Source organism: Nocardia wallacei (assembly GCF_029868745.1).
In the GTDB taxonomy this organism is placed as follows: Bacteria; Actinomycetota; Actinomycetes; order Mycobacteriales; family Mycobacteriaceae; genus Nocardia; species Nocardia wallacei_B.
Genome location: NZ_JARWOP010000250.1, coordinates 15,007 through 40,115 on the forward strand (window position 1 = coordinate 15,007; position 25,109 = coordinate 40,115).

The window sequence follows — 25,109 nt, forward strand, 5'->3', positions numbered from 1 at the left end:
CTCGGGCGATAGAGTCCGGTCATGAGGCGCACGCGACACATCTGGGCCGGTGCCACCGCCGCACTGCTCGCCGCCGGAGTGATCACCGGCTGCTCGTCGGATTCCGAGCGGTCGGCGCCGTCGTGCGCGGAGACCCCGAACGGCACCCGCGTCGCCGCCGGTCCCACCGTCACCGGCACCGATATCGCGACCAATCCCGAAATCGCGTCGGGCTATCGCGGCAATATGACGCCGGTGCGCACCGGCACCTATGCCGTGTCGGCCGCCAATCCCCTTGCGACACAGGCGGCCTGCCGCGTGCTGGCCGACGGCGGCACGGCGGCCGACGCACTGGTGGCGGCGCAGCTGGTGCTCGGCTTGGTGGAGCCGCAGGCCTCCGGCATCGGCGGCGGCGCGTTCCTGATGTACTACGACGCGGCCTCGCGCGCGGTCGAGGCCTACGACGGCCGCGAGGTCGCGCCCGCCGCCGCCACCGAGAACTATCTGCGCTGGGTCAGCGACACCGATCAGACTGCGCCGCAACCGAATGCGCGGGCCAGCGGCCGGTCCATCGGCGTGCCGGGCGCACTGCGGCTGCTGGAGCTGGCGCACAACGACCACGGCAAGCAGCCCTGGCGCGACCTGTTCACCCCCGCGATCGACCTGGCCGATCAGGGCTTCGCGATCAGTCCGCGGCTGGCCGGCCAGATCGCGGAGTCCGCCCCCGATCTGGCCCGCGACGAGAATGCCAAGGCCTACTTCCTCCAGCCGGACGGCAGCCCCAAGCCCGTCGGCGCCAACCTGACCAATCCGGCCATGGCGAAAACGCTGGGCGCCATCGCCTCCGACGGCCCGGCCGCCTTCTACACCGGCGCCATCGCCCAGGACATCGTCGATGCCACCGCCACCACCTCCGGCGGGCGCACCCCGGGCCAGATCACCCTCGCGGATCTGGCCGGTTACCAGGCCGAGAAGCGGACAGCGCTGTGCACGGGCTACCGCGAGCACGAGATCTGCGGCATGCCCAATCCGTCCTCGGGCGGCATCACGGTCGCCGCCACCCTGGGCATCCTGTCGAATTTCGACCTGTCGGCGCTACCGCCGGACAATGTCGACAACAATGGCGGCAAGCCCAATGCCCAAGCGGTCCATCTGATTTCGGAGGCGGAGCGGCTGGCTTACGCCGATCGCGACAAGTACGTCGCCGACACGGATTTCGTCCCGCTGCCGGGCAACTCCCCCGACACGCTGCTGAACAAGGATTACCTGAAACAGCGTGCGGCACAGATCAACCCGGACCGGGCGATGGGCACCGCGCAACCCGGCGACTTCGGTCCCGTGCCGCTCGGCACCGGCCCGCAAGCGCCCGAGCACGGCACCAGCCATGTCTCGGTGGTGGACAAGTACGGCAACGCCGCCGCGATGACCACGACGGTGGAGTCGGCCTTCGGCTCGTTCCATCTCGTCGACGGCTTCGTCCTCAACAACCAGCTCACCGACTTCAACGCCAACCCCACGGCGACCGACGGCGCACCGCTGGCCAACCGGCTGCAGCCGGGCAAGCGCCCCCGCAGTTCGATGAGCCCGACGCTGGTGTTCGACCGCGGCGCCGACGGGGCACGCGGTCAGCTTTCTTACGTGACCGGCTCGCCCGGCGGCTCGGTGATCATCCAGTTCGTCGTGAAAACGCTGGTGAACATGCTGGATTGGCGGCTCGACCCGCAGCAGGCGGTGTCCGGGGTCGCGTTCGGCGCGGCCAATACGCCGGTCACGGGCGTCGGCGGTGAGCATCCGGCGATCGATGCCACCGACAAGGGCGACCATGACCCGCTTGTGCGGCGACTGCGCGAGATGGGCCACCAGGTCTCCGTCGATGCCCAGACCAGCGGCCTCAGCGCGCTGCGACGGGATGGCGACGGCTGGATCGGCGGCGCGGACCCCCGCCGCGAGGGCGCGGTGATGGGCGACGCCAAGTAAGGGGTCCGCGGCTCGGTGCTATTGCTCGGCTGTGTATTTCGCACCGAGGTCGCGGAAGCGGTCCATGGCGCGGGCCGCGTGCTCCTTGTCGTTGACGCGGATCGCCAGCATCGGGACGTACTCGTCGCCGGAGAGTTCGAGGCGGGCCCAGGCACGCTTGTCCGGGATCGTGATGCCGCGAATGTCTTTCCACTCGAACATGTTGTCACCCAGGATATTTCGCACCGAGACGCCCTGCGCGCCCACCCGCACCCGGGGCCGGGTCAGTAGCAGCACCGCACCGGCGAGCAGCCACCCGAAACAGATGACCGCCACCTGGTCGGCCCCGCGGAAGTTCACGCCCGTCGCGCTGTGCGCCGAGGCGAGACCGGCGACGGTGAACAGGATCGCGATCATCGCGGCCACGATCCGCGCGGTCCGCACCGCACGCCGCGGACGCACCTCCAGATCCCACTGCGGCCCAGCAGTTTCCGGCTCGGGAGGTTGCGGACCGCGCTTCCAGATGCGGACGACGGGCGACATCGGCTCAGACCGTCTGGCCGCGTCCGGCGGTGTCGGGCGCGGTGCGCAGCGCCCGCAGCGTGAGTGCCGCGTCCAGCGCGGCGGCGGCGGCCTGCTCGCCCTTGTCCTCCGCCGAATCCGGCAGTCCCGCCCGGTCCAGGGCCTGGTGCTCGGTGTTGACGGTGAGCACGCCGTTGGTCACCGGGGTGCTCTCGTCCAGCGACACCCGGGTCAGGCCGGCGGTCACCGCGTCGCAGACGTATTCGAAATGCGGTGTCTCGCCCCGGATCACGACGCCGAGCGCGACCACCGCGTCATGGTCGCGGGCGAGCGCCTGCGCCACCACGGGCAGCTCCATCGCGCCCGCGCAGCGCACCACGGTGATCTCCTCGACGCCGCTGGCGCGGGCCACCCGCTCGGCGTTGGCGACCAGGGTGTCGCAGATCTTGGTGTGCCACCGCGAGGCGACGATGCCGAGCCGCAGGCTCTTCGCATCCTCGAGCGCGAACTCCGGTACGCCCGTACCGCTCATTCGAAAGATCCGCCTTTCCGTGTGGCCGTCGTCGTGTCCGCTCGAAGCGCGCGGATTATCGCGCGGTCTCGCCCAGGTCGAGATCGTCCAGCCCGACCAGGTCGTGGCCCATGCGATCCCGCTTGGTGCGCAGGTAATGCAGGTTCTCGGCGTTGGCGCGCACCGGCATCGGCACCCGCTCGGTGATGCTGAGCCCGTAGCCGTCCAGGCCGACACGCTTGGCCGGGTTGTTGGTCAGCAGCCGCATGGAGCGGATGCCCAGATCGACCAGGATCTGCGCGCCGGTGCCGTAATCACGGGCGTCGGCGGGCAGGCCCAGTTCGATGTTGGCGTCGACGGTGTCGTGCCCGTTGTCCTGGAGCTGGTAGGCCTGCAACTTGTGCATCAGGCCGATGCCGCGGCCCTCGTGCCCGCGCATGTACAGCACCACGCCCCGGCCCTCGGCCGCCACCATCTCCATGGCGGCGTCCAGTTGCGGGCCGCAGTCGCAGCGCAGCGAGCCGAACACGTCACCGGTCAGGCACTCGGAGTGCACCCGGACCAGGACGTCCTCGCCGCCGTCGACGGTGAAGTCGCCGCGCACCAGCGCGACATGCTCCACCTCGTCGTAGATGCTCTTGTAACCGACCGCCCGGAACTCGCCGAACCTGGTGGGGATGCGCGCCTCGGCGACCCGCTCCACCTGCTTCTCGTGCTTGCGCCGCCACGCGATCATGTCGGCGATGGAGATCAGCGCGAGTTCGTGCTCGTCGGCGAAGACCCGCAGCTCCTCGGTGCGGGCCATGTCGCCCTCGTTCTTCTGGCTGACGATCTCGCAGATCACGCCGGCGGGGCCGAGACCGGCGAGGCGCGCGAGGTCCACGGCCGCCTCGGTGTGGCCGGGGCGGCGCAGCACGCCGCCGTCCTTGGCGCGCAGCGGCACCACGTGCCCGGGCCGGGTGAAGTCCTCGGGCTTGGCGAACCGATCGGCGAGCCGGCGCATGGTGGTGGCCCGGTCGGCGGCGGAGATGCCGGTGCTGACGCCCTCGCGCGCGTCCACCGACACCGTGTACGCGGTGCCGTGTTTGTCCTGGTTGATCGCGTACATCGGGGGCAGGCCCAGGCGGTCGCAGTCGGCACCGGTCAGCGGCACACAGATGTAGCCGGAGGTGTAGCGGATCATGAAGGCCACCAGCTCGGGGGTCGCCTTCTCCGCGGCGAAGATGAGATCGCCCTCGTTCTCACGGCCCTCGTCGTCGACGACGACGACCGCCTTACCGGCGGCGATGTCGGCGACTGCGCGCTCGATGGTGTCGAACCTGGTCACGTCTGCTGCGCTCCATCTCGATTAGGTACCAGTAACAGTACTGCGTCGGGCCCTGGTTCCCGGATCGGCCCGTGACGGCAGCCTGCCTATCCGCGCTGCTGCAACCGTTCGACGTACTTGGCGATGACATCGACCTCGAGATTGACGGTGGCGCCGACCGGTGCGGTGCCGAGGGTGGTGAGTTCGCGGGTGGTGGGGATCAGCGATACCTCGAACCAGTCGCCGGACGCGGCGTCGCCGCCGAGCGCCGAGACCGTCAGCGAGATGCCGTCGACGGTGATGGACCCCTTCGCCACGACGTAACGGGCCAGGTTCTCCGGCAGCGAGATGCGCACGACCTCCCAGTTCTCCTGCGGGTCGCGGGAAACGACGGTGCCGGTGCCGTCGACGTGCCCCTGCACGATGTGGCCGCCGAGGCGGCTGTTCACGGCGGCGGCGCGTTCCAGATTGACCCGCGATCCGGCGCCCAGTCCGCCCAGGCTGGAGCGGTCGAGGGTCTCCCCCATGACGTCGGTGGTGAACGAGTCGCCGTCGACGACGTCCACGACGGTCAGGCAGACTCCGTTCACCGCGATCGAATCACCGTGTCCGGCATCGGAGGTCACCAGTTTGCCGCGGATGGTCAGGCGGGCCGAATCGGCCAGCCGGTCCGCGGCGACGATCTCGCCCAGTTCCTCGACGATGCCTGTGAACATGTCCTTTTCTCCTGTCACCCGGTGCCCGCTAGCGCCAACAGCCCGCACCGCCGGTGCTATTCCCGGGAGCCGCTGCGGCGCCTCCAGCGTAACGACGCGCGGTCGTAGGCGGCACCCGGCCGCGTCCGTCCCGCGTTCGCAAGACCGGCGTCCGGCAAAGCCGGGCGAAACAGCCGAAGAGACTTGTGCGCTGGTCAGAATCGGAAATACATTCCTGTAAGTCCGGGAATTATCCCGACGAGAAAGGCGAATTTCGCCGCCGATTAATTTCCGGGGGCTGTTTGCCGAGACCCGCACCGGGAATTACCGCGACCGTCGAGTCCCGGAGCCGGGTTTGTACCCGGTCGCCGACTCACTTACACCCGAAGCTTGCGTTCGCTTGAAATCGGAAGCAATATTGTTATGCAGTTGATCCCCGGCGTTCAACTTCTTCATCACGAGCATTTTCGCCGCTCGGCCGGTCGAACCGAAGGAAGTCAGCGGTCCCGCGAGGGGCCGGATCCAGGTTGGACAACCACGACAGAGATGGGGGTGCGGTGTGACCACGCTTCTCGATTCGACACTCGAGGTTCGCTGTGTTCAATACCGTCGCGAATTTCACCTGCCGGCATCGATCGATCCCACGTCACGTCACATCCTGCTCGAGATCGGCAAACGCTACGGCGCCATCACCATGCCGGCGGATCTCGGCGAACGCGTGCAGCGGCAGCTGACACAGGACCAACTGGCCGGGCCTGTTGTCCACCATCCCCGCGCCAGGCGTTGGACCTTCCTCACCGGCCCGGCCCACCCGGACAGCCTGACCAACTACGTCTCGGCCGAACTGTTCCGGCTCTATGTCACCGTGGCCTGCACCGGCAGCCAGGTGGTACTGCCGTCGGCGGAGGACGAGCGCACCGGATACCGCACCTGGATCCGGACACCCGAGACTGCCGACACGGTGCCGCCGCTGGAGTCCGTCATCGAGGCGACCCGGGCGGTGTGCGGCCGAAAAGTACCGGCGCGCTGACCTTTTCGCCGTTACTACTGGGCGGCCACGACCTTCTGGCGCAGCTTCTCCACCGTCGCACCCGGATCCTCGGTGCCGTACACCGCCGACCCGGCGACGAAACAGTCGATCCCGGCCTCGGCGGCCTGCTCGATGGTGTCCATATTGATGCCGCCGTCGATCTCGACGACCAGCCGCAGCTCACCGGAGTCGACCAGCCGCCGGACCGTGCGGGCCTTGTCCAGTACGTGCGGGATGAAGGACTGGCCGCCGAAGCCCGGCTCCACGCTCATCACCAGCAGGGTGTCGAAGTGCCGCAACATCTCCAGATACGGCTCGATCGGCGTGTTCGGCTTCACCGACAGACCGGCCTTGGCGCCCGCGGCGTGAATGTCGCGGGCGACGGCGACCGGATCGTCGGTGGCCTCGGCGTGGAAGGTGACGTTGTAGGCGCCCGCCTCGGCGTACGGCGGCGCCCAGCGACCCGGGTCCTCGATCATGAGGTGACAGTCCAGCGGGATGTCGGTCGTCTTCAGCAGGCTCTGCACCACCGGCAGGCCGAGAGTCAGGTTCGGTACGAAGTGGTTGTCCATCACGTCGACATGGAGCCAGTCGGCGCTCGCGACCGCCTGCGCCTCGTGCGCGAGATGCGCGAAATCGGCGGACAGGATGGACGGGGCGATCATCGGTGACGGCCGGTGGAAGGGTGGGTTCGAGGTGGACACAGCGCGAAGTGTAGCGGTGCCCGCGACACCCCTATGACCTGCCTGTCGAGGCCACCTGCCGTCTCAATGCAGGCACAGAACGGATTACCGGCGGCGGTCTTGGGTAGCCTTCTCAGGGTGATCAATATTTCGGCGGAACAGGGCCTGCGCAGCACCCCCGTGGAGATCGGCGTCGCCGCTACCGTGTCACAGTTGCCGATCGTGCGCGGGCTCGCCGAAACGCTGGTGCTGCTCAGCGATTTCACCCTGGACGAGGTGGCCGACATCCGGCTGGCGGTCGACGAGGCCTGCTCGACACTCATCTCCGTGGCCGGTCCGGGCACCGCGCTGCGGTGCCGGTTCACCGTCGGCGACGAGGATCTGCTGGTGCGCGTCACCGGCATCGCGGCGGCCGAGGGCCTGCCCGACCAGCGCAGTTTCGGCTGGCATGTGCTGCGCACGCTCACCGATGAGGTGACAATCACTCAGGACCCCTTCGACCAGACGGCATCCGGCTTCCCGACCATCGTGGAATTCCGGCGGGTCCGGGGGAAGGCGTAGTGGCTGACGAGGACACCGTGTTCGAGTCCGGCGACGCCGCGGCAGCCGACCAGCCCCAGCCGCGCTCACCGGCCACCGCCGGCTCCGACGGTAACGCCGAGAAGAGCGCCGAGGACCAGGCCACCGAGAACGACGAGGACGTGGCGGAGGTCGCCCAGTCGGTCACCGGATATGACGACGTCACAACGCTTTTCGAGGAACTCGCGCGGTCCGGCGACGATGCCGACCGGCGGGCCGAGCTGCGGGCGCAGCTGATCGGCCGCTGCATTCCGCTCGCCGATCACATCGCCCGCAAATTCAGCGGGCGCGGTGAGCCTTTCGACGATCTGACCCAGGTCGCGCGGGTGGGCCTGGTGCACGCGGTGGACCGGTTCGACATCACGCGCGGCTCGAACTTCCTGTCCTTCGCGGTGCCCACGATCATGGGCGAGGTGCGGCGCTACTTCCGCGACAACACCTGGGCGATGCGAGTTCCGCGGCGCGTCAAGGAAACTCATCTGCGCATCGGCGCCGCCATCGACACCCTGTCGCAGTCGCTGGGCCGCTCCCCGACGGTCAAGGAGATCGCCGCCGAGCTGGAGATCAACCCGGACGAGGTGACCCAGGCGGTCATCGCGGGCAATGCCTACCAGCCCAGCTCCATCGACGCCGTGTCGGTGGGCCGCGACACCGAGGCGTCACTGCTGGACACCCTCGGCGAGGAGGAGTCGCAGTTCGACCGGGTCGAGGAGTACGTGGCGATCCGGCCGCTGCTGGCCGGGCTGCCCGAGCGCGAACGGCGGATCCTCACCATGCGCTTCTTCGAATCCATGACGCAGACCCAGATCGCGCAGCGCATGGGCATCTCCCAGATGCACGTCTCCCGCATTCTCGCCAAAACCCTTGCCCGGCTGCGGGAGCAGTCGGCCCGGGAGTGAACCGCATGACGCGGCTGCCGTTCGATTCGCTGTACCGGCACGGGTTCGCCCGGGTCGCGGTGGCCGTCCCGCCCGTGCGGGTGGCCGATCCGGCCTACAACGCCGAGCAGACGCTGACGCTGGCGCGCCAAGCGGCCGACCGGCACGCGGTGCTGACCGTCTTCCCCGAACTGGGCCTGTCCTGCTACACCGCCGACGATCTGTTCCATCAGGACGCGCTGCAATACGCCGTCGACGCGGCGCTGGAGCGAGTGGTCGCCGAGAGCGCCGGGATCGAGACGGTGCTGGTGGTCGGTGCGCCGGTGCGGGCCCAGGGCCGATTGTTCAACTGCGGCATCGTCATCGATCGGGGCCGGGTACTGGGCGCGGTGCCCAAGAGCTATCTGCCGAACTACCGCGAGTTCTACGAGAAGCGGCAGTTCGCGGCGGCGCGGGAGAACCTCGACGACCATCTCACCGTCGCCGGGCAGCGGGTGCCGTTCGGGGCCGATCTGTTGTTCACGGCGTCGAACCTGGACGGGTTCTGCTGCCACCTGGAGATCTGCGAGGACGGCTGGGTGCCGTTGCCGCCCAGCGGTTTCGCCGCGCTCGCCGGGGCGACGGTGCTGGTGAACCTGTCGGCCAGCAATATCGTCGTGGGCAAGGCGGATTATCGGCGGCAATTGTGCGCCTCGCACTCGGCCCGCAATATAGCCGCCTACCTGTATTCGGCCGCGGGCAATGGGGAGTCGACCACCGATATGGCCTGGGACGGGCAGGCGGTGATCTGCGAGAACGGCGATCTGCTCGCCGAGGGCGAGCGTTTCGCCGACCATCCGCAGCTCGTGACCGCCGATCTGGACCTGCCGCGGCTGGCCGCCGACCGGCTGCGGATGACCAGTTTCGCCGACAATGTGCACGACCATCGCGAGCGGCTGGCGCGGCTGCGCCGGATAGAGATGGAGTTGCCGATACCGGCCGGCGAGGTCCGCCTGGAGCGCGAATTGCCGCGCTTCCCTTACGTTCCCGCGAATCCGGCGGTGCGCAACGAGCGGTGCGCGGAGGTGCACCACATCCAGGTGGCGGGGCTGAGCACCCGGCTGGCGGCGACCGGATCGCAGCGCGTGGTGATCGGGGTCTCGGGCGGGCTCGATTCCACCCTGGCGTTGATCGTGGCCGCCAAGACGATGGACCGGCTGGGCCTGCCCCGCTCGCACGTGCTGGCCTACACCATGCCCGGATTCGCCACCGGCACAAGGACATTGAACGACGCGCACCGGCTGATGCGCGCGCTCGGGGTGTCGGCCCACGAGATCGACATCCGGCCGTCCGCGACGCAGATGCTGCGCGACCTGGAACACCCTGCGGCGGACGGCGTTCCGCAATACGACGTCACCTACGAGAACGTCCAGGCGGGCGAGCGCACCTCGCACCTGTTCCGGCTCGCCAATCAGCAGCACGCGCTGGTCGTCGGCACCGGGGACCTCAGCGAACTCGCGCTGGGCTGGTGCACCTTCGGCGTCGGCGATCACATGGCGCACTACAGCGTGAACGCGTCGGTGCCCAAGACGCTGATCAAGTATCTGATCGCCTGGGCAGTGGACACCGGCGAACTGGGCCCGGCCGCCGACGAGGTACTGACCTCGATCCTGTCGACCGAGATCTCACCGGAGCTGGTTCCGTCGGACAACGATGCGGCGGAAGGGGATTCGGGACAGCCCGGGCAGAGTTCGGAGGCCACCGTCGGCCCCTACGAACTCCAGGATTTCCACCTGTACTTCCTGTTGCGCTTCGGCTATCTGCCCAGCCGGATCGCCTATCTCGCGCACCACGCGTGGTCCGACCGCACCCGCGGCCGCTGGCCCGATCTGATCCCCGAGGCCGACCGCCACGAATACGACCTGCCCGCGATCAAGCACTGGCTGGCCGAATTCCTCCGCCGGTTCGTGCAGACCAGCCAGTTCAAGCGGTCCACCCTGCCGAACGCGCCGAAGGTCGGGTCCGGCGGCTCGCTGTCCCCGCGCGGCGACTGGCGCGCCCCCAGCGACGCGGTCGCCACCGCCTGGCTCGACGAACTCGAACGCAACGTCCCGGGGACCTGACCGGCCTGGCCGGACGCAATTCGGCGCGAAGTGGCGGAATCAGCCGCGTTGGTGCGGAAAGTGTCCGCGCAGGCCGGTCCGCCTCAACCCGCCGTGCTGCTCTGCGGGGGCAGCTGGGGTAGCGGCCGGTCGTAGAGCCAGGCCGCCCACAGCGGGCGCAGGGATGCGGTGCTGTAATGACCGGCCAGGTCGGCGAATTCCTCGGTGTCGACCGAGGAGTGGCGGTATCGGGCCGTCCATTCGCGGAGCAGGCCGAAGAATTTGGCGTCGCCGAGTTCGAGGCGGAGGGTGTGCAGGGTGAGCGCGCCGCGCTTGTAGACGCGATCGTCGAACATCAGGCCCGGTCCCGGATCGCCGACCACGATGTCCTGGGGGCTGCGGGCCAGATTGTGCCGGGCCGCGCGGGCCAGCTGGTCGGCGCTCGGGCCGCCCGCGGCCTCCGACCAGATCCACTCCGCGTAGCAGGCGAAGCCCTCGTGCAGCCAGATATCGCGCCACTGCCGCACCGTGAGGCTGTTGCCGAACCACTGGTGGGCCAGCTCGTGCGCGATCAGCCGTTCCGCGCCGCGCCGGCCGTCGCAGTGGTTGGCGCCGAAGATCGACAGGCCCTGCGCCTCGATGGGGATCTCCAGTTCGTCGTCGGTCACCACCACCGTGTAGCCCTCGAAAGGGTAGGGCCCGAACCGTTCCCGGAATTCCGCCATCATCCGCGGCTGCCGCTCGAAGTCGTGCTCGAAGGCCGTGCGCAGCCGCGGCGGGACCAGCGCGTGCATCGGCACGTCGGCACCGTGCGCCGACCCGACGCGGTAACGCCGGTACGGGCCGATCTGGATGGTCGCCAGGTAGCTCGACATCGGCTCCGGCTGCTCGTAGACCCAGGTGGTCTGGCTGGCCTTGGCCTGCTTGCGGATCAGCGTGCCGTTGGCGACGGCGTAATAGGGCGAGTCGGTGGTGATCGAAATCCGGTAGCTCGCTTTGGAACTCGGGTGATCGTCGCAGGGGAACCAGGAGGCGGCGCCGTTGGGCTGGCTGGCCACCAGCGCGCCGTCGGTCAGCTCCTCCCAGCCGACCTCGCCCCACGGGCCGCGCACCGGGCGCGGGGTGCCCGCGTATTGGACGACGATGGCGAGCACGCCGCCCGCCGGAATCTTCTGCGCCGGTGTGACCGTCAGCTTCCCGCGCTGATGCGCGTACTTGGCCCTCGCGCCGTTGACGAAAACCTTGGTGACACTCAGTGATTGGGACAGATCCAGGGCGAAGCGGGAACTCATCGCGGTGGTCACCGCGGTGATCGCGGCCCGGCCCGACAGCCGGTTGCTCGACACCTTGTAGACCAGTTCCAGCTCGTAGCGCGACACCCGGTAGCCGCGGTTGCCGTTCTGCGGCAGGTACTCGTCGATGGGTACCTCGTAGAACTTGTCACCCATCACGCCGCGCCCTCCGGCCAGGGCGCGATCGGGTTGCCCTGCCAGCGGGTCGAGGACGGCACGGTGTCGCCGCGCATCACCAGGGACGCCGGGCCGACGGTCGCGCCGGTGCCGATCCGCGCCGCCGGCAGCGCCACGCAATGCGGGCCGAGGGTGGCGCCCGCCTCCAGAGTCACCGTGTCCATGGCCATGATCCGATCATGGAACAGATGGGTCTGCACCACACACCCGCGTTCCACGGTCGCGCCGTCGCCGAGGGTCACCAGGTCGGCCTCGGGCAGCCAGTACGACTCGCACCACACCCCGCGCCCGATCGTCGCACCGAGCCCGCGCAACCAGACGTTCATCACCGCGGTGCCGGTGGCCGCGCGCGCGAACCACGGCGCCGCAACGGTTTCCACGAACGCGTCGGATACCTCGTTGCGCCACACGAACGAACTCCACAGCGGGTGTTCGACTTTCGCGATGCGCCCGACCATCAGCCACTTCGCCGCCACCGCGCAGGCGCCGGCGAAGCCGCCCGCGACCAGCAGCACCACACCGGACAGCATTGCCGCGAACCAGTATCCGGGCCCCTGTGCCAGCGCGGCCAGCGCGAACAACACCCCCAGCCCGATGCCGAAGGTGACCATCACCGGGAACAGGCGGCAGGTCTCCACGATCCCGCGCGCGACCCGCAGCCGCAGCGGCGGGTCGAACGTCCGGCCGGTGTCGGAGTCGTCCGCGGTGCGGCGCAACCGCACCGGCGGGCTGCCCAGCCACGACGATCCGGCCTTCGCCTTCTCCGGCGCGGCCGACAGCACCGCCACCAGCCCGTTCTTCGGGACCCGGCGGCCGGGCGCGGTCATTCCCGAATTGCCGAGGAAGGCCCGTTTGCCGACCTTCGCGTCGCCGATGTGCAGCCAGCCGCCACCGAGTTCGTAACCGGCGACCATGGTGTCGTCGGCCAGGAACGCGCCGTCGGCGACGGTGGTGAACTTGGGCAGCAGCAGCACCGTCGACGCTTCGACGTTCTTGCCGATGCTCGCGCCGAGCAGGCGCAGCCACAACGGCGTCAGCAGGCTGGCGTAGAGCGGGAACAGGAAGGTGCGCGCAGAGTCCATCAGTCGCTCGGTCGACCACGCCTGCCAGCCGACCCGGCTCCGGACGGGGTGATAACCCTCGGTCAGCCCGATGGACAGCAGCCGGACCGCGACGAGGGTGGCGGCGGCGAAGACCGCCAGGCTCAGCAGTGTCGCGACGGGAAGGATCAGGAACGCGTCGGCGACCGCGCCCGGCAGCGTGCGGTCGTCGCGGATCCACCACGCGATGAACGCGCCGCCGGCGGCCAGCCCGGCGATCGGCATGGCGGCCAGCGCCATCGAGGTCAGGCCGAATATCACTACCCAGTGCACGGCGCGCGGCGGGGTGCCGGCGGGCCAGCGACGCTCGGCCTTGCCGATCTTCGTCGCGGGCGAGCCGGCCCACTCCTGTCCGGCCTTCACCTTGCCGAAGACCGCGGAACCCGGTGCCACCACGGCATTCTTGCCGATCACCGCGCCGGGCAGCAGCGTGGAACGCGATCCCACCACCGCGCCCGCGCCGATGCGGACCGCGCCGATGTGCACGCGGTCCCCGTCGATCCAGTAGCCCGCCAGATCCACCTCCGGTTCGACGCTGCAACCGTCGCCGAGTTCCAGCAGACCGGTCACCGGAGGCAGGGTGTGCAAGTCGACACCCTTGCCGACCCGGGCGCCCAACGCTCGCGCGAACGGCACCATCCACGGTGCGCCGGACAGGTTCTCGGCGCCGCTGGCCTCCGACAGCCGCACCGCCGCCCACAGCCGCAGGTGCACCGAGCCGCCGCGCGGATAGCTGCCCGGCCCGACGCCCCGCAGCAGCAGCCGGGCGCCCGCGACGCAGATCGCCATGCGGCCCGGCGGCGAGATGAACAGCACGAAGCCGAGCAGCGCCCACCACCAGGACAGGCCCGGCATCCACGGGATCGCGCCGAACCAGCTCGCGACATTGGTGACGATGCCCAGCCAGGTCAGCCATTGCAGGCCGGTCAGCGTGGTGAGCGGTATCAGGGCCAGTAGTTGCGCCCATTGCGCGCGGCGCGGGGTCGGGGTGACCACGCGCGGTGCGACCTCGGCCACCGGTGCGGCGGACTCCAACAGCTCGGCGAGCGCGCCCAGCCGGGGATGGTCGTACAGGTCGGCGACGGTGATCTGCGAGAACCGGGCGCGTAACGCGGTCACCAGTTGTGCCGCGGCGAGCGAGCCGCCCCCGAGGTCGAAGAAGTCCGCGTCCGGGCCGCTCACCTCGGCGCCGAGGATCGAATTCCACTGTCCCGCAATCCATTGCGCCGTCTCGCTCAGGCTCGCGGCGGGTTCCTGGGCGGATTTCGCGCCCGGTAGCGGCCACGGCAGCGCGTCGCGGTCCACCTTTCCCGAGGTGCGCGTGGGTAATTCGCCGAGGACGGCCAGGCGCGGCACGAGCGGCGCCGGGAGCTGTTCGGCGAGCAGGGCCCGGGCGTGCGCGACGTCGAACCCGGGATCGGCGACCGACAGGTAGCCGACGAGAATCCGGTTGCCCGCCTTGGTGGTTCGCACGGCCGCCGCGGCCGCGGTGACGCCGGGCAGGTGCTGCAGCGCGTTGTCGAGTTCGCCGAGTTCGATGCGGCGGCCGCCGATCTTCACCTGGTCGTCGGCGCGGCCGAGGAAGACCAGGCCCGCGCTCTCGTTGCGGACCAGGTCACCGCTGCGATAGGCCCGCTGCCAGCCCAGAGTGGGCATGGGAGCGTACTTTTCGGCGTCCTTGGCGGGGTCGAGGTAGCGGGCCAGGCCCGCGCCGCCGATCACCAATTCACCGGATTCGCCCTCCCCCACCGGGTTTCCGCCCGAGTCGACGACGGCCAGGTCCCAGCCGTCCAGCGGCAGGCCGATGCGCACGGGCGGCTGTCCGGTCAGCCGGGCGGCGCAGGCGACGACGGTGGCCTCGGTCGGGCCGTAGGTGTTCCACACCTCGCGCGCGCCGGATCCGGCGAGGCGCTCGGCCAGTTCGGGCGGTACCGCCTCGCCGCCGAAGATCAGCAGCCGCACGGCGTCGAGGGCCTCGGCGGGCCACATCGCCGCCAGTGTCGGGACGGTCGAGACGACGGTGATCCGGCGGCGCACCAGCCACGGGCCCAGGTCCATGCCGCTGCGCACGAGCGCCCGCGGGGCCGGGACCAGGCAGGCGCCGTGCCGCCATGCCAGCCACATCTCCTCGCAGGAGGCGTCGAACGCCACCGAGAGCCCTGCCAATACCCGGTCGTCGGGGCCGAGTGGCGCGTCCGGCAGGAACAGGCGGGCCTCGGCGTCGACGAAAGCGGCGGCGTTGCGGTGCGTGACCGCGACGCCCTTCGGCGTGCCGGTGGAGCCGGAGGTGAAGATGATCCACGCGTCGTCGTCCGGGTCCGGGGACGCGGTGGTGCCCGGGCGGGCGGCGGTGGTGTCGCCGTGCGGGACCACCCCGTCGGCGGTCACGATCGCGCTGACCCCGGCCTCGCCGAAGACCAGGCGCGCGCGTTCGTCCGGATCGTCGGCGTCGACCGGGACGTAGGCGGCTCCCGCGTGCAGCACGGCGAGAATCGTGACGTACAGCTCGCCGGTGCCCGACGGGATGCGCACACCCACCCGGTCGCCGGCCCGCACACCCGCCTCGCGCAGCCGGTCCACGGTGTCGTCGATCTCCGCCAGCAGTTCGGCGTAGCTGAGGGTGTCGGTGCCGTCGTCGATCGCGGGCGCGTCGGGATGGTCCAGCGCCGTCTCGGCCAGGATGTCGACCAGGGTGCGGGGCGACGCGGCGAATGCCGACCGCAGCAGTGGAGACGGCGCGGCGGCCGCCGCGGTCTCCGAGACCTCCGGCTGGAGTATCACGTCCCTGTTCACCTTTCCGATCGGCCCCCACCTGTGCGCTGTCGTTGTCTCACGCCAGGGTTACCGATGTGCAAACGCCACGCTTACGGTGTCCCACTCGTCGCCGGGCAAGACCCCGCCGACCGCGTACGCGGCCGATTTGCCCGAACCATTCTTCCAGGTCGCGACATACCCCGCGCTCGCGGTGCGGTCGCACGGCGCGCCACCGAGACGTTCCCGCCCCGTCCGTTGCCATCCGCGACCCGCGCTCAGCCCCGCCCGCACCCCGCACCACCAACACCCGTACCAGGCCCGACTCGGGTCCACCACGCTCGTCGGCCTAGGACAGCCCGGCCCCGAATATCTCGTCGACGTCCCGCTACCGCGTTACCGCCCAACGAGTTGCTATCGCGGACATCACAATCGGCGGCCGAGATGCCCCGGACCCGCCGACAATCCCGGAGAAGTTCCGGGTCACGATACGCCCGTCGAACCAGGCCACACGCACGCCGCCGGGAGCCGGTCACACAGGTCCGCCACCGAGGCCAGGCCACACGGGTACCCGTCACATGGATACGCCGCCGGGACCGGACCACACGGGCACGCCGCCGAAACCGAGCCACGGGATACGTTGCCGAGGCCAGGCCACACGGGCCGCAGTGTCTGGCAGGGTTACGCGGGTTTGCGTAGGGCGGCGGTGAACATCGCGTCGGTGCCGTGCAGGTGGGGCCACAGCTGGGCTGCGGGGCCGTCGCCGAGGTCGGTGACGCCGGGGAGCAGGGTGCGGGTGTCGAGTTGCTCGGCGTTGGTGCGGCGGACCAGGTCGCCGATGACCGCGACGGTCTCGGGGAGGTGTGGGGAGCAGGTCGAGTAGACCACCACGCCGCCCGGGCGCAGCAGATCCCAAGCGGCGGTGAGTAGTTCGCGCTGGAGGACCGTGAGGTCGCGGACGTCGGCCGGGGTGCGGCGCCAGCGGGCCTCGGGGCGCCTGCGCAGTGCGCCGAGGCCGGTGCAGGGCGCGTCGACGAGGATGCGGTCGTAACCGGGGGTGAGGCCGCTGGCGCGGCCGTCGGTCACGTGCACCGTGACCGGCAGGCCGTCGGTCGCCTTGCGCACCAGTTCGGCGCGGTGTTCGGCCGGTTCGACGGCGTCGACACGGTATCCGTCGATATCGGCGAGGGCGCCCAGCAGCGCCGTTTTGCCGCCGGGTCCGGCGCACAGGTCCAGCCAGCGGCCGGTGTCGGGGCCGTGCAGCGGGGCGCGGGTCAGCGCCAGCGCCACCAGCTGGCTGCCCTCGTCCTGCACCGCCGCCATGCCCGCGCGCACCGGCTCCAGCTTGCCGGGGTCGCCGCCCTCGAGGTGAACGGCGTACGGCGACCACGGACCGACCTCGCCGCCCGTGACGAGGGCCAGTTCCTCGGCGGTGATGTCGCCGGGCCGGGCCACCAGGTGTACGGCCGGGCGCTCGTCGTCGGCGGCCAGCAGGTCGCGCAGTTCCTCGGCACGGGCGCCGAGCGCGTCCGCGAATGCCTGCGCGATCCACTTCGGATGGGCGTACTCGAAGGCCAAGTGCCCCAGCGGATCCCGCGGCGCAAGCCGATCCACCCACTCCTCCGGCGTGCGCTCCCCCGCTCGCCTCAGCACGGCATTCACGAAACCCGCCTTGCCACTACCGGATTCGGCGCGCACCAGTTCCACCGAAGTATCCACGGCCGCATGCGCACCGACCCGCGTCCGCAGCAGCTGATACACGCCGAGCCGCAACACATCCAGCAGCGGCCCGTCGATATCGTCCACGCCCCGCCCGGCACAATCCGCGATCACCGCATCCAGCACCCCCATCGCCCGGCAGGCCCCATACGCCAATTCGGTGGCAAACGCCGCGTCCCGCCCCTCGACCCGCCGCTCCCGAAGCAGCCCGGGCAACACGAGATTCGCATACGCATCCCGCTCCCGCACGGCCCGTAACACATCCCGCGCCACCACCCGAGCCGGATCCCCGGACCCCCCGCCCCGCCGCACAGAACGACCTTTCCCCCGCCCATCATCCGCTCGCCGAGACCGCGCTCTCGTCCCGGCATCACTCCGCCCGGCCTGCCCACCACGACCGTCATCGGACCGCTGGACCTGCGACCCTTGCCCCTCATGAGACCGCCGCGCCCGCGCCCCACGACCGTCGTCGACCCGCCGAGACTGCGCCCCGGGGCCGTCGTCACTCCGCCGGACCGGGACGCCACGGCCGTTATCCGACCGCCGAGTCTGCGGTCCCGGATCGTCGTCGGTCCGCCGAGTCTGCGAGTCATATCGCGGGGTGCGGGCTTCGTTCTGCCGGGAGCCTTTTCCGCGGGCGTTCGGATTACGCCGTCCCGCAGCATCTTCGGGGCGGGTCACTCGACCACCGCGCCGGGCTGGAGGCGGGCGCCGCGGGCCCAGTCGAGGGCGGGCATCATGCGTTTGCCTTGTGGTTGAACCTGATCCAGGCGTACCGCGGTGGTGGCGGTGCCGATGTAGACGCCGGTTTTGCGGATTTCGATCGAGCGGGCGGGGAGGGTGTCCTCGACGAGTTCCACCGGGCCCAGTTTGAGGCGTTTGCCGTCCACTTCGGTCCAGGCGCCGGGCGCGGGGGTGACGGCGCGGATGCGACGGCCGACCGCCAGGGCCGGTTGGTCCCAGCGGATGTGCCCGGCATCCGAGTCGATCTTGGGCGCGTAGGAGACGCCGTCGGTGGCCTGCGGGACCGCGTGCACGGTGCCGTCCTCGATGCCGTCGAGGGTCGATTCCAGCAGGCGCGCACCGGTTTCCGCGAGCCTGCCCAGCAGGGTCCCGGCGGTGTCGGCGACGCCGATCTTCTCCGTCACCACGCCGAAGACCGGGCCGGTGTCCAGCCCGGCCTCGATCTGGAAGGTCGACGCACCGGTGATCTCGTCACCGGCCAGGATCGCCGCCTGCACCGGCGCAGCGCCGCGCCAGGCCGGGAGTAGCGAGAAGTGCAGATTCACCCAGCCGTGCCGGGGAATGTCGAGCACTCGCTGGGGCAGCAGCGCGCCGTAGGCCACCACCGGGCAGCAGTCCGGCGCCAACTCGGTGAGCCGCTCGACGAATCCGGGTTCCGCGGGCTTGTTCGGCGTCAGCACTTCGATGCCGTGCTCGTCGGCCAGCCGTCCGACCGGCGACCGGGTGACCTTGCGTCCGCGACCGGCCACCGCGTCGGGGCGGGTCACCACCGCCACGACCTCGTGCCGCGACGACTCGATCAGCTGCCGCAGCGACGGCACCGCGGGTTCGGGCGTGCCGGCGAATACCAGGCGCATCAGCGGCCCCGTCCCGCCGCCGCGGCGCGGGTGGCCGACACTTCGGCCGCCGACATCACCGTCTTCCCGGCACCGAACCAGTCCGATTCCCGCACGGCGCGCATGGCCTCCTTGCGGGTCGCGGCGTCCAGCCGATCCAGGTACAGCACGCCGTCGAGATGGTCGGTCTCGTGCTGGACACACCGCGCCAGTAGTCCGTCGGCCTCGAATTCCACTGCGGCGCCGTCGAAATCGACGCCCCGGGCGATCACCTGCAGCGCCCGGGTGACGTCGTAGCGCAGCCCCGGAATCGACAGACAGCCCTCCGGACCGGTCTGCTCCTCGGCGCCGATCACCTCGTAGGCCGGGTTCACCAGATGCCCCGCTCTCCGAGTGCCCGGACGGTCGAGCCCGGCACTGCTGGTGTCGTAGACGAACACCCGCAGGCCGACCCCGATCTGCGGCGCCGCCATTCCGACGCCACCGCTGCCGCGCATGGTGTCGGTCAGATCGGTCACCAGCTGGCGCAGTTCCCTGTCGAAGGTGGTGACCTCGTCCGCACGGGCACGCAGGACGGGATCGCCGAACAGGCGAACGGGCTGGATGGTCACGTGCAACAACTCCCGGGCGAGTAAGGAAACGGTCGTCTCAGTTTACGAAGTCGGCGGCGGCGTGCCGCCGGGGTTCGCCCCGATCAGGTGTGCGCGCCCAGGACCACCTCGGGATTACCGGTCCCGAGCGGCACGAATCGGCACTCCGGAGGCCGCGCGTGCGCCGGATCCAGAACGTTGAGCAGCAGTTGCCACGCGAGCGGGTCGTAGACCAGATGGAAGTGCCCGGTCTGGTCGACCGGGCAGAGGTCCTGCAGCAGGATGTTCGTCACGTTCGGTCCGGTCAGCGCCATGCTGTCGTTCGGCTGGATCATCTCGTCGACCCGGCTGCCGATGGTGGTATACCGCACGCCGGGCACCGTGTCGCCGCCGGAGTTCAGCGCCCGGATGAACGGCGACCCGGCGGCCTGCTGCACCGCCGCCAGCGAGGTGAGCCGTTCGAACAGCCCCCACAGGCCCGGAATCGAATCGGCCACGCGGACCAGGCCGTACATATCGCCGCCATGACTCGGCGAGGCGAGGCCCACCCATTGACCGACCGCGGCGGCCCCGCCGAGTTTGTTCAGGTAGTAGCGGGTCACGTTGGCGCCCTGGGAGAATCCGACGAGGTCCACTCGCGGCGCGCCGGTCGCCGTCCGCACCCACTCGACGAACTCGCCGACCTGCCGCGCCGACAGCCACATGTCCTCGGTGCCGAAGTCGCGGATCGCGCCCGGTTTACCCCCGTAGTTCAGGGCGAAGACGCAGTAGCCGGCCTGGGCGAGCACCGGTCCGACGCCGGCCCAGTCGGTGTAGGCCGAGGCGTCGGTGCCGTGCGCTAGCACTACCGGGCGCGGGTGTTCGGCGCTGGGGCGACAGGCGAAATCATTGGTTCCGCCGGGCGTGGCGGCGGGATGGGCCTTCATGTACCAGGCGGCCGTCAAGTGTTCCGGTTGCGGCGGGCCGGGCTCGGTGGGGACCACCGGCGGGCGATAGTCGGGCGGCGCGGCCGGGTCGGCGACGGCAGGCGCGCCGGCGCCGAGCGCCAGCGCGCACACCGTCGCGCCCGTCACCGCGATGTGCCACCACTGTGAGACCTCCCGAAATCCGCGGCGCCGCTGTTGTCCCATTGCACGAATCATTCCCCACGCCGGTGGCAAATGGTCCGCGCACTACGGTGTTTCGCCGCCGTCAGTTTCCGGGGGCGGTGTCGTCGTCGGCGAGGATCCGGTACAGCGAGCGGCGCGTCTCGGTGAGCACCTCGGCCGCCTTGGCCGCCTGTTCCGGTGTGCCGGCCCGCGCCACCTGGGCGACCGCGCCCATCAGCTGGCCGACCAGTTCGCGCAGGTCCAGCGCTTGGTCGCCGACGCCGTCACGGACCTCCTGCCAGGGATCGCCGAGTTCGTCGCGACGGGACTCCACATACTCGGTGCCCGCGTCGGTGAGCTTGGCGGTCTTGCGCCCGGCGACCTTCTCGATGAGTACCAGGCCCTCGTCCTCGAGCTGCGACAACGCCGGGTAGATCGATCCCGGGCTGGGACGCCAGACGTCCTCGCTGCGCTCGCGGATCTGCTGGATCAGTTCGTAGCCGTGCATCGGCCGTTCCTGCAGCAGCAGCAGGATCGCCGCGCGAACATCACCGCGCCGCCCCCGGCCACCACGACCGCGACCACGACCGAACGGACCGCCGGGTCCGAAACCGGGACCGAACTCCGGGCCGAACGGTCCGAAACCGGGACCGAAACCGTGCGGGCCGTGCCCGCCACGCGGATGGCGGCGGAACTGCTCGCGCCCACCGGGCCGCGGACCCCGCCGGTGACCGCGCATTTCCATGTTCTCCATGTTTTCCATGGCTGTGCCTCCTCAGGCTTGTTCGTTCTTTGACAACATCGACGATATATCGGCAATGCATCTTCGACAAGAGTGAGGTGGGACACAAACCAACCGGATGCTCCGATCAGGCGGCCGGGATCCAACTGCCGTGGAATCCGGCGGGGACCCGATGCGGCAGTTGGACGCTCGCGACCGTCTCGAGGGTTCCGGCGTCGAGGATCGCCAATTCGCTGCGATCACTCGGAGCGTCGTACACGAAGCCCATCAGCACCCCGTCGTCCTCCGCGGCATCCGGCCCGGAGGCCTGGAACACGAACTCGCCCAACCCCTTTCCCGCACCGAACGAGCGCTGTGCGGTGACGCCGGTGACGAGGTCGTGCTTGTAGAGCACCGAATCGCCGTCGCCGCCACCGCGGACCGCCGGTGCGTACCCGTAGCGATGCCGTTTGCCGACGCGGCGCTCATCGATGCGCGGAAACTCCTGCGCCCGGTCGTCGAAGCGGTGCTGCCGGACCTTCCCCGCGTTCAGGTCGACCTCCCAGCGGTCCAGGGTCGGCGCGCCGTCGCTGGGGCCGAGGCGGTCGGTGTCGAACATCTTGGGATGGCGCACCACGTCCAGCACGACGGTGTCGCCGTCGTCGTAGGCGTTGAGCGGATGGAAGACGTAGCAGGGCTCGATCTCGAACCAGCGGACGTCGGCATTGCCGCCCTCGCGCGGCATGATCCCGATCCTGGCCTGGTAGCGGGGATTCCACGCGTACGGGAGGCGTCGATCCCGCGGCGGCTCGTGCCGCTGCGACACCGGCGGATTCGGCAGCCGGATCCGGCCGATCAGCGCGGACAGCAGCAGCCGCGCCGGCAACCGCAACCCGCGCGGAACCGCCATCTCGGCCGACAGCCGGGGATCCAGCGTCACCGGGAGGTCGTAGAGCACCACGTACTTCTCGGTCAGCGAGAAGTCGTGCATCATCGGCGCGCCGCCGACCTGGATGTCGACGGTGCGCCGAGCCCGGCCGTCCGTACCGATCACCGAGTACCGCACGGTATTTCCGGACCGGAAGGAGTACGACACCGCGTGCAGTTCGCCGGTATCGGGGTCGCGTTTGGGATGGGCGGTGTACCCGCCGCTGAGCGTGCCGCCGAAATCGCAGACCCCGGTCGTCTCCAGTTCCTCGGTCAGCTCGTAATTGGCCAAACCCGCCTCGACCAGCGCCAGGGTCCGCCCGGCATGCCCGATGACATTCGTGTTCGCCCCGATGCCCGACACTCCGCGGACCACCGGCGTCTCGCCCAGCGCGACGGAGGTGACCGGGCCGCGAACCCAGCGGTTGCGATACCACTCCGCCCGCCCGTCGCGCAGGCGTATCCCGTGCACCATGCCGTCACCGGAAAACCAATGGTACAGAGCGGGATCCAGCTCGCCGACCGGGTTCGGGCCGTTGCGCAGATACCTGCCGTCGAGGTGGTCCGGAATGGCGCCCGTGACCGGGAGATCGGTCAACGTGTATTCGCGCTGCACGGGGGCGAAAACGCCCTCGAGGTAGCGATTGCCCATATCAAGCTCCCCACAGAAACATAACCGAGTTATGTGGCCTAGAATAACCTCGTTATGGAGGTGAGGCAACCGTGAATTCCCGCTCGGACGCCGCGACCCGACGCCGGGGCGCGGCCATGCGCGACCGGCTGGTGGAGTCCGGCCTGCGGCTGCTCGAGGAGGGCGGCCCCGAGGCCCTGCAGACCCGGCGGGTGGCGGCCGCGGCCGGCGCCTCCACGATGACGGTCTACACGCATTTCGGCGGCATGAACGGCCTGCTGAAAGCCGTTGCGGCCGAAGCGTTCACACAGTTCGGCGCGGCATTGGCCGGGACGCCGCCCACCGACGACCCGGTCGCCGACTTCTTCGCCATGGGCTACGCCTACCGCCGTTACGCGCTGGCCAGCCCGCAGCGATACCGGCTGATGTTCGGCCTCACCGCGGAGCAGACCGAGCATCCACTGGACCGCGATTTCACCGCCGGGCCGGTCGCCGAGGCCGTCGGGGCGGAGACCTTCGAGCAGTTGGTGGGCGCCGTCGAGCGGATGATCGACGGCGGGCATCTGACCCCCACACCCGCCCGGCAGGCGGCGGCACGGGTATGGGCCCTCATGCACGGCACCGTCATGCTGGATCTGAGCGGCTACCTGGGCGCCGAGAACAGCAGTCTGACAACGGTTCTCGGCCCCGCGACGGTGGATCTCCTGGTCGGCATGGGCGGCACGCGCGCCGAGATCGAACGGTCCCTGGAGCGGGCCGGAACGCTGATCGCCCGGGATTGAGCGCTACGCCGCGGCGAGGTCGTCGATCCAGCGTTCCAGGCGGCGGCCCTCGACCGCCATCAGCTCCGGATCACGGAAAGTATTGGTGAGCAACGAGATTCCCTGGTACGAAGCCACCAGGGCGACGGCCAACTGATCGGCGTCGGCACGGCCCATGGCCTCGAACTGCGCCCGCGCCCAGTCGATCAACCGTCCCATGACCTCGGCCATTTCCCCGTCCAGTCCGTCGGCCCGCTTGTCCAGTTCGGCGGCCAGAGTGCCGGAGGGACAACCGAATCGGGCCGCGATCTCGCGCTGGTCGACCCAGCCCCGGATCAGCGCCTTGAGCCGGTCGGCCGGGGCGTCGTGGCGCTCGAGTTCGGCGATCAGCTCGCGCAGGTAGTCGTCGTGCGCCCCGATCGCCGCCCGCACCAGCTGATCCTTGGTCTTGAAGTAGTAGTAGACGTTGCCGACCGGCACATCGGCCACGCTCGCGATGTCGGCGATGGTCGTCTTCTCCACGCCGCGCTCGTGGAAGACCTGCGCCGCCGCCGCGACGAGCCGCTCGCGCTTCCCGCGCTTCGCCTTCTCCACTGAGTTGGTCACCCAACTAACTATAGACAAACAGCGGTCGCGGGCCCTACTGTCGATTTAGTCAGTCAACTAACTCAGGAGTCGAACAATGATCGTGGTGACCGGAGCGACCGGAAACATCGGGCGCACTCTCGTACCGCTCCTCGCCGACGCGGGCGAGAAGGTGGTGGCGGTGTCGCGCGGCAGTGCGGTGTCCCTGCCGGACGGGGTCGAGCATCGGCGCGCCGATCTCGCGCGGACAGCCGAGTTGGCGCCCGCGTTCGCCGGTGCCGATGCGCTGTTCCTGCTCCTCAGTGGCGAATTGGGGTTCACCGGTCCGGATCCGGCCGAGGTGGTCCGGATCGTCGCGGACGCCGGGGTGCGGCGGGTGGTGCTGGTGTCGTCGCTGTCGGTGGTGACACGGCCGGGACGGGTGTCCGCCACGCGCCTGGTGGATTTCGAGGCCGCGCTGCGGGACTCCGAACTGGAATGGACGGTGCTCCGGCCCGGCGGGTTCTTCTCCAACTCGTTCGCGTGGGCCGATTCCGTCCGCGCCGAGCGCTCGGTTTTCGCGCCGTTCGGCGAGACCGGGCTGCCGCATGTCGACCCCGCCGACATCGCCGCCGTGGCCGCGGCGGCCCTACGCTCGGGCGAGCATGCCGGGAAGGTCTACACCCTCACGGGCCCACGCCTCGTCACGCCGCGAGAACAGGCCCGCGCCTTGGAGTCCGAACTCGGCGAGCCGGTGCGGTTCGCCGAGCTCACTCGGGCGCAGGCGTTCGCCGCCATGACCGAGTTCATGCCGGGTCCCGTCGCCGAGGACACGCTGTCGATTCTCGGCGAGCCGACTCCGCCCGAACTCGCGATCAGCCCCGACATCGAGCGCGTACTCGACCGTCCCGCAACGGATTACGCCACCTGGGTGCGCGCCAATATCGCCGCCTTCCGCTGACGAGTCCGCGCGTGGTACTCCGCAGCG

At 70.1% G+C, this 25,109-nt stretch carries 21 protein-coding genes; 7 read left to right on the plus strand and 14 right to left on the minus strand.

Going from position 1 to position 25,109, the window contains the following annotated elements:
- Positions 1-21 precede the first annotated feature (21 nt).
- The gene (gene ggt / locus QH470_RS22270) at positions 22-1,956 is read left to right on the plus strand and encodes a gamma-glutamyltransferase (protein WP_280274295.1); all 1,935 of its coding nucleotides are present in this window, start codon (positions 22-24) and stop codon (positions 1,954-1,956) included.
- 18 nt (positions 1,957-1,974) lie between these two features.
- Here the strand turns inward: ggt and QH470_RS22275 are convergent, their stop codons facing one another.
- The 4 genes from QH470_RS22275 to QH470_RS22290 form a co-directional block, all read right to left on the minus strand.
- Positions 1,975-2,478 carry a PH domain-containing protein gene (locus tag QH470_RS22275; RefSeq protein WP_280274296.1) on the minus strand — a complete coding sequence of 168 codons (504 nt, stop codon included), beginning with the start codon at positions 2,476-2,478 and terminating at the stop codon, positions 1,975-1,977.
- Between the two features lie 4 nt (positions 2,479-2,482).
- Positions 2,483-2,989: a 6,7-dimethyl-8-ribityllumazine synthase gene (gene ribH / locus QH470_RS22280; RefSeq protein WP_280274297.1), complete on the minus strand. Its 507-nt coding sequence runs from the start codon at positions 2,987-2,989 to the stop codon at positions 2,483-2,485.
- Positions 2,990-3,044: 55 nt separating this feature from the next.
- Complete coding sequence (locus QH470_RS22285) at positions 3,045-4,295, minus strand: bifunctional 3,4-dihydroxy-2-butanone-4-phosphate synthase/GTP cyclohydrolase II (RefSeq protein ID WP_280274298.1); 1,251 nt, start codon at positions 4,293-4,295, stop codon at positions 3,045-3,047.
- Between the two features lie 86 nt (positions 4,296-4,381).
- Positions 4,382-4,990, minus strand: coding sequence for a riboflavin synthase (locus QH470_RS22290; RefSeq protein ID WP_280274299.1), 609 nt, complete (start codon positions 4,988-4,990; stop codon positions 4,382-4,384).
- Positions 4,991-5,528: 538 nt separating this feature from the next.
- Between QH470_RS22290 and QH470_RS22295 the strand changes: the two genes are divergently transcribed.
- A complete protein-coding gene (locus tag QH470_RS22295) occupies positions 5,529-5,999 on the plus strand; it encodes a hypothetical protein (protein ID WP_280274300.1) in 471 nt (156 codons plus the stop codon).
- Between the two features lie 14 nt (positions 6,000-6,013).
- Here the strand turns inward: QH470_RS22295 and rpe are convergent, their stop codons facing one another.
- Complete coding sequence (gene rpe / locus QH470_RS22300; protein ID WP_280274320.1) at positions 6,014-6,664, minus strand: ribulose-phosphate 3-epimerase; 651 nt, start codon at positions 6,662-6,664, stop codon at positions 6,014-6,016.
- A 156-nt stretch (positions 6,665-6,820) separates the two neighbouring features.
- Between rpe and QH470_RS22305 the strand changes: the two genes are divergently transcribed.
- The 3 genes from QH470_RS22305 to QH470_RS22315 all read left to right on the plus strand — a co-directional run bounded on the left by QH470_RS22305 (position 6,821) and on the right by QH470_RS22315 (position 10,241).
- Positions 6,821-7,243, plus strand: coding sequence for an ATP-binding protein (locus tag QH470_RS22305; protein WP_280274301.1), 423 nt, complete (start codon positions 6,821-6,823; stop codon positions 7,241-7,243).
- Between the two features lie 140 nt (positions 7,244-7,383).
- Positions 7,384-8,160 (plus strand): RNA polymerase sigma factor SigF, encoded by a 777-nt coding sequence (locus QH470_RS22310; RefSeq protein WP_280274321.1) that lies wholly within the window; start codon positions 7,384-7,386, stop codon positions 8,158-8,160.
- 5 nt (positions 8,161-8,165) lie between these two features.
- Positions 8,166-10,241 carry an NAD(+) synthase gene (locus tag QH470_RS22315; protein ID WP_280274302.1) on the plus strand — a complete coding sequence of 692 codons (2,076 nt, stop codon included), beginning with the start codon at positions 8,166-8,168 and terminating at the stop codon, positions 10,239-10,241.
- A gap of 83 nt (positions 10,242-10,324) precedes the next feature.
- On the opposite strand, the gene QH470_RS22320 is transcribed toward QH470_RS22315, so the two are convergent.
- The 8 genes from QH470_RS22320 to QH470_RS22355 all read right to left on the minus strand — a co-directional run bounded on the left by QH470_RS22320 (position 10,325) and on the right by QH470_RS22355 (position 22,817).
- Positions 10,325-11,668, minus strand: a complete 1,344-nt coding sequence (locus QH470_RS22320) for a M1 family metallopeptidase (RefSeq protein ID WP_280274303.1) — start codon at positions 11,666-11,668, stop codon at positions 10,325-10,327.
- The gene (locus QH470_RS22325) at positions 11,668-15,570 is read right to left on the minus strand and encodes a Pls/PosA family non-ribosomal peptide synthetase (protein ID WP_280274304.1); all 3,903 of its coding nucleotides are present in this window, start codon (positions 15,568-15,570) and stop codon (positions 11,668-11,670) included. Before QH470_RS22325 ends, QH470_RS22320 begins: the two co-directional genes overlap by 1 nt.
- A gap of 651 nt (positions 15,571-16,221) precedes the next feature.
- Positions 16,222-17,571: an RsmB/NOP family class I SAM-dependent RNA methyltransferase gene (locus QH470_RS22330; protein WP_425302753.1), complete on the minus strand. Its 1,350-nt coding sequence runs from the start codon at positions 17,569-17,571 to the stop codon at positions 16,222-16,224.
- A gap of 365 nt (positions 17,572-17,936) precedes the next feature.
- Positions 17,937-18,860: a methionyl-tRNA formyltransferase gene (gene fmt / locus QH470_RS22335; protein ID WP_280274305.1), complete on the minus strand. Its 924-nt coding sequence runs from the start codon at positions 18,858-18,860 to the stop codon at positions 17,937-17,939.
- Positions 18,860-19,450 carry a peptide deformylase gene (def, locus tag QH470_RS22340; protein ID WP_280274306.1) on the minus strand — a complete coding sequence of 197 codons (591 nt, stop codon included), beginning with the start codon at positions 19,448-19,450 and terminating at the stop codon, positions 18,860-18,862. The genes fmt and def overlap by 1 nt, the downstream gene beginning before the upstream one ends.
- 83 nt (positions 19,451-19,533) lie before the next feature.
- Positions 19,534-20,559, minus strand: a complete 1,026-nt coding sequence (locus QH470_RS22345) for an esterase/lipase family protein (RefSeq protein WP_425302754.1) — start codon at positions 20,557-20,559, stop codon at positions 19,534-19,536.
- Between the two features lie 61 nt (positions 20,560-20,620).
- Positions 20,621-21,280, minus strand: a complete 660-nt coding sequence (locus QH470_RS22350) for a PadR family transcriptional regulator (protein WP_425302755.1) — start codon at positions 21,278-21,280, stop codon at positions 20,621-20,623.
- 106 nt (positions 21,281-21,386) lie between these two features.
- The gene (locus tag QH470_RS22355; protein WP_280274307.1) at positions 21,387-22,817 is read right to left on the minus strand and encodes a carotenoid oxygenase family protein; all 1,431 of its coding nucleotides are present in this window, start codon (positions 22,815-22,817) and stop codon (positions 21,387-21,389) included.
- 71 nt (positions 22,818-22,888) lie between these two features.
- Between QH470_RS22355 and QH470_RS22360 the strand changes: the two genes are divergently transcribed.
- Entirely contained in the window at positions 22,889-23,578 is a 690-nt protein-coding gene (locus QH470_RS22360) for a TetR/AcrR family transcriptional regulator (protein ID WP_280274308.1), read from the plus strand.
- 3 nt (positions 23,579-23,581) lie between these two features.
- Here QH470_RS22360 and QH470_RS22365 read toward each other — a convergent pair whose 3' ends face one another.
- Positions 23,582-24,163, minus strand: a complete 582-nt coding sequence (locus tag QH470_RS22365; RefSeq protein ID WP_280274309.1) for a TetR/AcrR family transcriptional regulator — start codon at positions 24,161-24,163, stop codon at positions 23,582-23,584.
- Positions 24,164-24,239: 76 nt separating this feature from the next.
- Between QH470_RS22365 and QH470_RS22370 the strand changes: the two genes are divergently transcribed.
- Complete coding sequence (locus QH470_RS22370; RefSeq protein ID WP_280274310.1) at positions 24,240-25,082, plus strand: NAD(P)H-binding protein; 843 nt, start codon at positions 24,240-24,242, stop codon at positions 25,080-25,082.
- The last annotated feature ends 27 nt before the right edge of the window (positions 25,083-25,109 follow it).